Annotated in this window: 6 protein-coding genes; 3 read left to right on the top strand and 3 right to left on the bottom strand. The window is 55.8% G+C overall.

Annotated features, from left to right (window positions below; all coding sequences use genetic code 11):
* Window positions 1-55 precede the first annotated feature (55 nt).
* Window positions 56-886: a response regulator transcription factor gene (locus CTR2_RS08605; RefSeq protein ID WP_087085801.1), complete on the top strand. Its 831-nt coding sequence runs from the start codon at window positions 56-58 to the stop codon at window positions 884-886.
* 164 nt (window positions 887-1,050) lie between these two features.
* The gene (locus CTR2_RS08600) at window positions 1,051-3,207 is read left to right on the top strand and encodes a sensor histidine kinase (protein WP_254913497.1); all 2,157 of its coding nucleotides are present in this window, start codon (window positions 1,051-1,053) and stop codon (window positions 3,205-3,207) included.
* 133 nt (window positions 3,208-3,340) lie between these two features.
* Here the strand turns inward: CTR2_RS08600 and CTR2_RS27535 are convergent, their stop codons facing one another.
* Window positions 3,341-4,081, bottom strand: a complete 741-nt coding sequence (locus CTR2_RS27535; protein WP_409021393.1) for an MBL fold metallo-hydrolase — start codon at window positions 4,079-4,081, stop codon at window positions 3,341-3,343.
* A 496-nt stretch (window positions 4,082-4,577) separates the two neighbouring features.
* On the opposite strand from CTR2_RS27535, the gene CTR2_RS08590 reads away from it, so the two are divergent.
* The gene (locus CTR2_RS08590; RefSeq protein WP_254913498.1) at window positions 4,578-5,234 is read left to right on the top strand and encodes a helix-turn-helix domain-containing protein; all 657 of its coding nucleotides are present in this window, start codon (window positions 4,578-4,580) and stop codon (window positions 5,232-5,234) included.
* Window positions 5,235-6,377: 1,143 nt separating this feature from the next.
* Here CTR2_RS08590 and CTR2_RS08580 read toward each other — a convergent pair.
* Together CTR2_RS08580 and CTR2_RS08575 are read right to left on the bottom strand one after the other, a co-directional pair.
* Window positions 6,378-7,349 carry a porin gene (locus CTR2_RS08580; RefSeq protein WP_176391775.1) on the bottom strand — a complete coding sequence of 324 codons (972 nt, stop codon included), beginning with the start codon at window positions 7,347-7,349 and terminating at the stop codon, window positions 6,378-6,380.
* Between the two features lie 46 nt (window positions 7,350-7,395).
* A complete protein-coding gene (locus tag CTR2_RS08575) occupies window positions 7,396-9,051 on the bottom strand; it encodes an HAL/PAL/TAL family ammonia-lyase (RefSeq protein ID WP_087085806.1) in 1,656 nt (551 codons plus the stop codon).
* Window positions 9,052-9,057 lie beyond the last annotated feature (6 nt).

Genomic DNA, 9,057 nt, shown 5'->3' with positions numbered 1-9,057 from the left:
TCATCTTCACAATCCATAGTTTTTCAAAATAACCATCTAACTTCGGATTGTTGCCGTGTCTTACTGGTCACCTGCAGGCCCTTCGAGTGAACGAATCCTTGTCATCGACGACAACGTGACTGAACTGAAAATCCTGCTGGAACTGCTTCGAAGTAATGGCTATCGTCTTTCCGTCGCCATGGATGCCATGCAGGGTTATCGCCGTGCCACTACTCAGCAATTTGAACTAATCCTATTGGACGTAAATATGGGCAGCGTAGATGGATTTGCCGTCTGCAGGCTATTGAAGGCAGATCCATCCACAGCAGGCATTCCCGTTATCTTTGTGACTTCTTGTGCCTCCCCCAAAGAGCGTTTAATGGGGTTGCAGTTAGGTGCTGTGGACTACATTCCAAAGCCGTTCGACATCAATGAAGTTTTAGCGCGTGTGGAAATCCACTTGGCTTTGGCGAAACGCCAAGAAATGTCATATCAAGATGTTCGCGCTTCACCAGAGCCGCAACCGTCAGTCCCTGCTCTTGAGCGAGTAACGGAAGCACTGAGCCTTGATCACAATTTAACGTTGCTGCGAGCGGCCCAGCAGTTGGTGCTTTCCGATTTGTCCAAGGTTCCTACTCTGCCTGAACTAGCCTCCAAATTAGGCACCAATGAAAAGCGCTTAACACGCGTCTTCCAGGCTCACACGGGCAGCACGGTCTACAAGTTCATCCGGGAGGCTCGCCTTCACGAAGCTCAACGCATGCTTGCTAGCTCTGCCATGCATATAGAGGAAGTTGCGGCAGCGGTAGGGTTCTCCAGCGCTGCTAATTTCTCGTCAGCCTTTCATTCCTATTTTGGATGTACCCCATCATCTTTTCGGCGCTCATACATGAGTCCAAAGCCATGAGGCAATGTACATCGAGCTATGTTCGTCTGCTCTGCAGCATATTCCTATGGTGGGCGATCAATGCGAGCGCACTTGAAGCGTCTGCGCCCCCTCGAATTCAGATCAGCGATGTAGCTCTCGGCCTCCCGGTCCTGAACAACACTGTTGAGGTCTGGGAGCGAGGTATGGCAAACGAAGCACCACTACAGGTGGTAGCCCTTCCGAGCAATGAGATTGACGGATTCCATACCGTTACAGCCAAAGCGCTTGATGGGCGGTTCGACATGACACATCTGTGGCTCAGGCTGGCACTGCACAACGATCTAAACACCCCTCAATCAGTGCAACTGGCTTTGGGGGTTAGTTGGCTACAACATGTGACTTTTTATGTTGTACGCATGCAGGAAGGTCAAGTTCGTGCAAGTCGAACCCTGGCAGGAATCAGTGACCCTAACGAGTCGCTCAATCGAGTACCTCAGGTCGCCATAAATCTCGCGCCAGGAGAGAAGGTGCGCATACTTGTTCACGTCAATAGTCACGCGTCAAGTAAGTTGAAAGTCACGCTGCATACAGTAGATCAATGGCACAGGGTGGAGCGTGACTATGCGTTGTTCAGCGGACTGCTGATTGGCAGCATACTGGTGTTCGTAGTCTATTCTGCGGCTCTCTGGAGAATTCTGCGATCTCCCTTGATGGGATGGCAAACACTGGGGCTGTTGCTGACTGCACTCTATGAAGCTACCTACCGAGGCTATGCACAGCCAATACTTTGGCCCAGCAGTACGGAATGGGGCTACCGAGCTCATCACGTTTTGGTTGCAGGCATCGTGCTGAGCATATTGCTATATCTGCGTGTGCGATTAGAAAAAACCCAGAACTATCTACCCTCAGCAGGCCTAATTCTGCTGAAGGTCGTTGCCCTCTTAGAGAGCATTGTTCTCATCGGTGCTTTATTTGGGCCTTATGACTGGTTTGCCCCTACTGGCATCATCGTTGCACCACTGAGTCTGCTAGCAATTCTGGCTTGCACCTACATCTATCATCGTAGTGGAGGGCCTGGCAGCCTGACAGCTTTGCTGCTCGTATCTGTCTTGGCATGCTGTGCATTGTTGCGCGCCGTAGCTCTCTTGATACCAAACATCGCACTGGTTCAGCTCTTCGAGCAATATGCGCTTGTAATACCCGCCTTGACTGTCGGCCTGTTCGTCATCACCAGCTGGGCCTATCAGCATTCCCACCAACGTCACCAGGCACAGCGCACATTGCTCCAATGGCAAAGCCAGCAGCAAGAACGCCTTGAACATGAGGTCAAGTACAAAACTCGCGCTCTTAAAGAGGCTCTAGAACAAGCTGAGCAACGTTCGTTGGAGCAAAAGGAGCTGCTCGCCTATGTCAGTCATGATTTGCGAGCGCCAGTCTCCGCGATCATTGCTTATCTGCAACTGATGCACCTGTCCCCGAGCAAAGTTGACATAGATAAATTGGCCGCAGTTGAAAGAAGCGCTACTTATCAATTGGCATTGATCGACGAATTGGTGGACTATGCCAAAGATGAGTTGCAGCCTCCTTTGGCATTGAATGAGCAGTTGGTAGATCTAAGCTCTCTGCTGGATGAACTCACAAAGTACGCCCATGCTCTGGCCCATCGTCAACGCAACAGGTTCTCACTGCAAATACAGAGCATGCTGCCCGTGCATATCTACTTGGACGGCAAGCGCCTGCAACAGGCTGTACTCAATCTCTTGTCCAACGCCGCGAAATTTACATTTGACGGAAGCATTGACCTGAAGCTGCAAGGTAAGTACGTCGGCCAAGACAAATGGCATCTTCGCTTTGAGGTTAGCGACAGTGGTTCCGGCATGGAGCCAGAAGTACTCGCCAAAATTCAAAAATCGCTGACGGCTAGTCGCACTCATGCAAAACGAGGACTGGGGCTACTGATCGCACAACGCATCATTGAGAAGATGACCGGCCATCTATCTATTGATAGCCATCTAGGACGCGGTACCAATGCAGTCTTTTTTCTCATGGTCAAACAGGCATCAGATAGTCCTCTCTTCCAAGCTTTGATGCCTCTGCCCACATCTGATAAACACAGTGAGCACAAGACTATGCAGACACTGGAGGCTCTTCAAGAGGAGCAGAAGCACGAATTGGAGCTGCTTGCAAGGCGAGGGAACTGGAGCGATTTGCACGCCTGGATTGATGCCATGGACAACGGCACAGACTACCAAGGCTTGGTCAGTGCGGTCAGGCATGCGCTGGATGAATTGGATTTTGAGCAAATCAGCAATATTGCACGCACTGCGCCATTGCGGAGTCTGAACAGAGATTCTTCATAAAAGCTGCTTTTCGGCCTTTCAGGAAGCTGGCGTACCCATAGCCTGCTCTATGCTCCTAGAGACTGTCTGTCCTGCACTGCTCCAAGCGGCCATACATCGAACTTCTCCCGTCACACGCGTGTGACACCTTCTCTCAGTAGGAGCCCCTGCTAGTCAATGGCGGCAAGACTGACTTGTAGCGACGACACTGCCCATCTTCAGGCACCCATACTCGATCAGCGACACCCTCATCTTGAGCGAGAGCCCGCACGTGCTCTCGCGTGACTGGGCAATGGTCCAGCGCTTCAAGATGATTCACCACCAGCTCGCCAGGCCAGCAACTTGCAGCGTCCATTACATCCTTGGCATCCATAAGGATTTCCCCTCCCAGATCGAAGCGTGCTCCGCCTGCAGGCAGGATGGCGATATCGGGCCTCAGCCTATGCAGGCAGTCACTTACTGCTGGGGTAAGCAAAGTGTCGCCAGCCATATAGACACTAGGTTCGCCAGGCAATTCCAGCAGGTAGCCGTGACCATGCTCCATGAATCGCCCGATCCATCCCTTCCCATGTACACAGAGGATTGGGGTAATGTGACCGCCGAGACTCCACAACTGACGCTCATGACCGCTCAACGACTCAACATTGAGGCCCCGCTGGCAAAGGTACTCCGCGTCACGTGGCATGCAGAACACAGGGATCCTTCTCTCACGCAGAAAGCGCTTACCGATGCGATCCAGGTGATCGAAGTGTCCGCGCTGGCAATGGGTAATAAGTGCATGCGTAACCCGTTCAAGCACGGCCTCTGAATTCGCAGGAAGTTCGACGATTGGATTGCGCTGCCGCCCACGTCCCAGATAACGCAACCCAGGCAGACTTCCGCGAGGAGCGAGCATTGGGTCGACAAGCAGACCAATAGCCCTGCCCTGGGCCTCAAACTCTAGAACGATAGTGGCATTGCGTAACTGAGTGATCAGCATGAAAAACTCGGAGGTGGAGGAAATGCCTCATTCTTCCGATATGCCTCTGCATGGAAAATGGCCAGACTAGTCAGTTAATTACCAATTCATGCCATATTCCACAGCTCAAATGGAACCATTGCGCCTTGCATTGCTGCTGTATCCCGAATGCATGCCGGCCGGCCTATTTTCTGTAGCAGATATGGTGCGAGCCGCTAACCTGCGCGCCAGGCGTATGGTGTGCGACGTGATATGGGCAGGAGTAGATACAACACCAGTCACAACCTGGCAAGGACCGTCGATAGCTCCGAAGACCTGCCTACATGCGGTGCGCGCGGACGCAGTGGTGGTACCAGGCCTGTGGCTATCGTCTGCAAGTGACCTGCGAGCCCCATTGCAGAAATTAGCTCCGGTGATCCGAGCATTGCGGGAATTGCCCAAGGAAACCCAGGTGTGGAGCTATTGCGCAGGAGTACTGCCAGTTGCTGCGAGCGGGAGATTGCATGGGCAACGTGCAACGGCAACATGGTGGCTGCGGGAGTCATTGCAAACCAGCTTTCCACACGTTGAATGGAGCTTTGATGAGCCAATGATCATCAGCGAAGGCTCGTTGACGGCTGCCGGCGCTCACGGATATCTGCCGCTCGTGCAGCACATGTTGACCGAGAGGCTAGACCCCGCTGAGCTTCGCGATCTACAAAATCTACTAATGCTGCCACGCCCGGCAGTGTTGCATGCCGCATTTGCCAATCTGGAACTCATTACTCTGACTGATGAGTCTCTACGTCAGGCACAGATGATTGTGCAACGCAGCCCCGCAGGCGAGTTGCGCTTGCCGACGCTTGCTGCCCAACTGCATATCTCTCCACGAACATTGGCTCGACGAGTGCAGGAGCATACGGGTCTGGCAGCAGCTCAGTGGATGCGACGCATCAAGCTGCGCCAAGTGGCCGAAGCGCTATGTGAAACCCAGCAGCCACTCAAACGCATTGTCGATGACCTTGGCTTCGCCAGCGAGCCGAGCCTCATCCGGGCATTCAGACAAGCTACCGGCATGACGCCTGTGGCGTATCGTACGGTCCATGCCTGAATGTCCACTCCGATTGAACTGGCCACGGCCGACCAGTCCGCTGGCTGTGACCGCCTGAGTTCGACCACCGGCACTCAACTTGAATTGCGACTCAGTGACTGCTTGCGTTTGTGCCATGCATGTGGATCGCTTAGGAAACCTTTGCATAAATCCCGCACGCATGTGCTGGCGCATGCGTGCCAATTGCGGCAGCATCCCGGCTCATGCAGTAATCGGATCTGGGCCAGAACCTCTTCACCTAGAGCCGCTCACACGCCCCATCCACGAAGCATGCACAGATGATTGCGGCAGTCGGTTTCAGCAACACCTCGGGTATCCAGCCGCCTTTCAAGGCCAGCGTTCGGCGTTGCAGCTCTCGACTCCTCGCCTAGCAATCCTGCAAGTGATAGCGCGCAGCCTCAAAAAGGCACGGCAGCGTCTTTTGTCATAACCTTGGTCGACGTGAAGCTTTACCGTTCGTTTGCGTGACCGCCCCGGCAGGTCTGCAACGGTTGCATCGCATCCAGATACTTTTCGAACGTCATGAAGTAGGCCTATTTGCACCACTGACAAGGATCACCAGCAGTGATGCATCTGGCATCTCCTACGATGTGTCGTTTGCAGCCGAACTCGCCCCCGGCCACACACTGGATGCCATTGAGAGCTGCTTTATCGCTCACAGAACGCTTACGTGCGCAACCTTTGCAAAGGGCGCGAAGGCTGGAATCAGGGCTGCAGCCATCATCACTGTTCTTTGTCAACGGATTGACTTGCCATGAATGCATGAAGCATCGATGGTTCAAGTTGGCATCGAAAGGGATGGCGTGATCGACTCTACCCAGAACACCTATGCCGGGTAAATAAAGTCGTAAGCACAGGCCTAGCATCCACGCACCCTCCAGAGCATCACTTGCTGTGAAAGTGTTGATCCAAAGTCGCAAACACAATCAAATTTCTACAAAAACAAGCGCTTGCAATACCTCACATCCCAGATGTTTTGCCAAGTTGAGGCCATTCTGGCAGGCGCTTGATAGCGGCGTTAAACACTCAGACAGTTGACCCGATGGAGCATTGGACAGAATCAAGTCCATCTCCAAGATACCGGCGTTGAAATTCAATCTTTCTGTGAACCTTCAAAACAATCCCAGCCTGCTGGTCTCGGAGTCAGAATGAATGCTGAACTCCCAACTGGACTCCAGCTTTACGTCGGATTTCGCCATTACTCCGTGCATGATCGGCCTCAGCATATAGACGCGTACGCTTGGAAAGGCTGTAGCGAGCAGCCACCAAGCCCTTCCGTTCACGCAGCACTCCGCTATCGAGAGCGCTCCTCGTGTGCCAGAAGGCTGCCGTCAGCTCGATCTCGGGCGTGAACTGGTAGAAGCCTCCCAAACCCTGCGTGGTAATGCGGCGGGCGCCGCTGTAGGGCTCGTTCGTCGTTCGATAGTAGGTGGCCTGCACGGTGAGCTTGCCGATCTCGTAATAGGCGCCGAGGTTGGCTGTGGACCAGTTTTTATCCTTGACGCTGCCGTAACCTGCTGCCACGCCGAACGGGTGGCCGTTGTACAGCAAGCTGGCGGCCTGCCGGTTGCCCTTGGAGCCGTGCTGCTCGCCTGGTGCAAACGTGGCGCGGGCAATGTAGTCGCCAAAACGGCCCGTGTAGGCGATGGCGTTGTCCCAGGCGAAGTCCAGCTGATGGACCACGGTTGGCGACCAACTGGAGACATAGGTAGGGTCACTGTGCCAGGAGCCGGTGTAGTACAGCGCGTTGTACTGACGGCCTAGCGTGATCTCGCCATATGAGCTTGCAAGACCCACCATGGCGGTACGGCCAAAGACCTTGCCTCCGCGCAACGTACCGGTGTCGATGTTCAAGCCACCTTCCAGGTTCATGATGACCTTTAGGCCGCCGCCCAGGTCTTCGGATCCCAGAAAGCCCCAGCGGCTTCCACCCCAACCGGCATCGGCGCCATCGACCACGGACGTGACGTTGCCCTTGTTGCTGTGTTCGTAGCGCACGCTGGCGTCAATGAGGCCATAGAGCGTGACCGAACTCTGCGCTTGTGCCGTACTCGCATACAAGGCAGCAGCAGCGATGGCGACGCAGAGGGCTAGCGGGCGAATAGGTTGTTTCATGGTCATTGCCCCTTTTGTCTTTTTTCTGTGTGTTGCTTCTGCGCGATCAGCGGTAAGTGCGCAGCAGCTCGGCAGCGCCGCGGAAATCCTGCGTCAGCGCGCGGTCCTTATCGAGGAAGGCCACCTGTTTGCGCAGCGCGTCAAAGAGCGCGGCGGTCGCGGGCGAGAGGCGGAAGTTCGGATCCCTGGCGCGGCGCAGGTCGATAGCCTGTGCTGCATGTACCAGCTCCACGCCGAGCAGTTGGTAGCCCGTCTGGATCTGTAGGCGCAAGTTCTGGGCCACAACGGGAGCGTTGGTGGCCACGTCCTCGATGTTGCCGGCCACGGGCAGGTAGTTCATCGATACAGGTTGTGCCAAGCGCAGGCTTTGCATGGCCAGGGCCATGGCGGGCTTTTCCATGGCGCCAAAGGCATGCACGCTGTGCTCCGTGCCGAGGAAACGGCTGAGCCCAGTAAAGGCCGGATCATTGAGCTTGACCACGCGCTGCGCAGAAGCAAGCGCACTGTGCGCCAGCGACAACCCCGATTTCTCCATAGCCAGCACCCACGGCAGTGGCTCGAAATTGGCATCCGGCAGCACCGCCCCTAGTCCTTCCACATAGGCGCGCTTTTCCTGTGCGCGGTCTGATGCCGGCTTCGCCCCAACGGCCACGCCAGGGTTATCGTCGGACGAATTCAATTGCACGTTGAGTTGTGCATTCGCCTGTTCCAGCGCCAATGCCTGCTCACCTAGCAGATAAACGGCGGTGCGGAAGCTCAGCGGGTCCTGCAGCGCACGCTTGTCATCAGCATTCCAGAGGCTGGAGCCATCGAGCAGATGGCGCAGTTCTTCTCCTGCCTTCTTTGTCTGCGGGAAGGGGCGCAGTGCCAGCGAATCCTTCAGCAACGGAGACACGTTGCCATTGAGCGCCTGCAGGCTGAGAGCAAACACTAACTGCGAGACGCGGTTGAAGTGCGCCATGTCCTGTAGAGCCAGTGCCGCCATGCCGCTGGCGTAGGCGTTGGAGCTAAGAATGGACAACGCATCCTTGCCCACCGGTTCGATCGGACGGATGTGCAACTGCCTGAGCACCTCAGCCGCCGGTTGCTTGCGGCCCTCGTAGTACACATCGCCCTCGCCCATCATGGCCGTGCCCATATGGCTCAGCAGCGTGATGTCGGCCTCACCGATGGAGCCCAGCGCGGGCATGGCCGGTGTGATGCCGTGGTTCAGGAACTGCACATAGGCTTCGACGATGGACGCCTGCACGCCCGCACCGCCATCGAGCAGCGCGTTGAGCCGCGCAGCCATGGCGGCGCGCACATCCTGCACGGGCGCATCAGGACCCACGCCACCCGCGTGTGCATGCAGCAGGCCAATGTTGAATGCCTGCGACGCCTTGATCACCTCCGGACTGAGCTGGCCGTGGGCATCGACCATGTCGCGATCCTTGTTCTGGCCCACGCCCACCGTGAGGCCGTAGATCTTCTGGCCGGCAGCGGCGGCGGCCATGAGCACTTCATGTGCCTTCTTCACACGCACCATGGCGGCGGGCGCCACCTGCACGGGCTCGCCCAGAGTGATGCGGGTGATGACCTCCGGCGTGGCATTGCGGCCGTCGAGTTCGACAGTGGCATGGGCGTGCAAGCTCAGGCTGGCCAAAACAGCCAGTGTCAGGGTGCGCAGAGGCACACGCGGCAAAAAGCAGCGAAGAGAGTTCATGTTGTG

The sequence above is a fragment of the Comamonas thiooxydans genome, assembly GCF_002157685.2.
Lineage (GTDB): Bacteria > Pseudomonadota > Gammaproteobacteria > Burkholderiales > Burkholderiaceae_C > Comamonas > Comamonas testosteroni_H.
The sequence above is the reverse complement of the archived record's forward strand: the minus strand, read 5'-3'. Positions and strand labels throughout refer to the sequence as shown.